This is a genomic window from Nocardia niigatensis NBRC 100131 (genome assembly GCF_000308655.1).
Taxonomy (GTDB): domain Bacteria; phylum Actinomycetota; class Actinomycetes; order Mycobacteriales; family Mycobacteriaceae; genus Nocardia; species Nocardia niigatensis.
In genome coordinates this window covers 48527-50567 of the sequence record NZ_BAGC01000054.1, presented here as the reverse complement: position 1 = coordinate 50567, position 2041 = coordinate 48527, and the positions used below count along the sequence as shown (strand labels likewise).

Annotated in this window: 2 protein-coding genes; one reads left to right on the top strand and one right to left on the bottom strand. The window is 66.1% G+C overall.

The genetic code is table 11. The annotated features are described in order from the left end of the window. Positions 1-132: 132 nt before the first annotated feature. Positions 133-696, bottom strand: a complete 564-nt coding sequence (locus tag ON33_RS38595) for a hypothetical protein (RefSeq protein WP_051152814.1) — start codon at positions 694-696, stop codon at positions 133-135. A 130-nt stretch (positions 697-826) separates the two neighbouring features. Between ON33_RS38595 and ON33_RS26015 the strand changes: the two genes are divergently transcribed. Further along, positions 827-1978, top strand: coding sequence for an epoxide hydrolase family protein (locus tag ON33_RS26015; protein WP_040861719.1), 1152 nt, complete (start codon positions 827-829; stop codon positions 1976-1978). Positions 1979-2041: the final 63 nt, after the last annotated feature.

Here is a 2041-nt window from a genome sequence, read left to right as displayed (position 1 = left end):
CCCACCTCGCCGGTGCCGAACGAACAAACGTTCGGCACCGGCGAGTCGTTGGCTGGATCGGGTCGGCCTCGACCTCGTCGGCGGTGGTTCTGCGGGATCTGAAACCTATCGATTCAACTGGTTCGCGAATCGTCAGAGGACGCTGTCGAGGTCGCAGAAGTGCCAGGAGCCGCCGAGGTGCCGGCAGCGGGGGTCGGGGGTTGCGGTGGGGTGGGTGATATCGCGGTGGTAGAGGAACATTCGCCGGGATGAGGGATAGCCGAGGTGGAGGTAGAAGCGGCAGGTGGCGGGGTCGGACTGGATGGTGGCGAAGGTGTACACGCCGATGTCGGTGACATCGTGGGTGGTAGCGCACTCGGCGGCCGCCTGATCCATCGACTGGCGGGACAGCGCCCAGCCGACCCTTCCCGGCGCTTCGAACCAGAGCAGGCCCAATGTGACAGCGACGATCGCCGGCGGGATCAGCCCGGCACGCCACCAACCGCGATAGTTGAGGCCACCGACAACGGCCAGCACCAGCCACACCGCGCTGGGGATGACCAGCGCGAAGCCACCCCACAGCAGAGCATTGACGTACTCGAACTGGATCGCGAAGGTCCACAACACCCCGGCGCAGCACACCGCCACCGCCGCCGCCGTCCCCACCATCGCCGCCCGCCAACCACGGGGAATCGCGTGCACCGGAACCGAATCCATGCTCACATCCTCACCATCGTCCGACCGGTCCCTACGATCATGCAGGCGTCGGCCGCGGTGATGGGCGGGAAGGGCGAATAACGAATCTTCGTGATGTGGGAGAGGGCTCTTTATCGGAAGACTCGATGTTATGAGCGAGAACGAGATCCGTGGCTTTCTTATCGATATTCCGCAGGCTGAGCTCGATGAGCTGGGGCGGCGGCTGAGGCGGACCCGGTGGATCGACGAGGTGCCAGGGGGCGGGTGGGAGCGCGGGGTGCCGACCCGGTACTTGCGGGAGTTGGCCGGGTATTGGGGGGAGAAGTTCGATTGGCGGGCTGTTGAGGCGAGGCTCAATGGTTATCCGCAGTTCAGTACCACTGTGGATGGGCAGAATCTGCACTTCATGCACGTTCGGTCGCCGCGGGAAGGCGCGACGCCGCTGCTGTTGATCCATGGCTGGCCGGGGACGCCGGCGGACTTTCTCGACATGATCGAGCCGCTGACCGATCCCGCCGAGGCGGGGGCGCCCGCCTTCGATCTGGTGATTCCGACATTGCCGGGGCACGGGTTCTCGGGGCCGCTGACCGAAACCGGTTGGGACGATGGGAAAGTGGCCGCCGCGCTGGCCGAACTGATGACGCGGCTCGGGTATGAGCGGTTCGGGGCGCACGGCGGGGATCACGGGGCGTTCGTCGCGCCGCGGCTGGGCCGGGACTTCGCGGATCGGGTGATCGGGGTGCACGCCAATGCGCTGGTCACCTTCCCCACCGGCGATCCCGCCGATATGGCTGCCCTGACCGAGAACGAGCAGGCTCGGCTGGCGGCGATGAAGCAGTTCCAGGACAACGGGTCCGCGTACATGAATCTGGCGGGCTCGCGGCCGAATACGATCGCGCAGCTGCTGGCCGATTCACCGGCCGGGCAGCTCGGATGGATCGTGGAGAAATACAAGGAGTGGACGGACGCCAGTCACGAGCTGCCCGAGGACGCCATCGATCGGGACAAGATCCTGACCACCGTCGCCATCTACTGGCTCACCGACACCGCCCGCAGCGTGGCGAACTACTACTACGAGCGGTTCCACGACTACACGATGTTCGCGCCCAAGCCGCCGGGCACGGTGCCGACCGGGGTCGCCGTCTTCACCACGGCGGACTTCGCCATCCGCCGCTTCGCGGAGAAGGCCCACAACATCGTGCACTGGTCGGAGTTCTACTCCGGCGGCCACTTCCCGGCCCTCGAGGTCCCCGACCTGCTCGCCGGTGACATTCGCGAATTCTTCGGCGGCCTGACCCGCTGACCGGTTGCGGTGCGAGGCGATTCCGGCGATATGTCAGACAGGAGCCGCATGCTTATCGTGAAA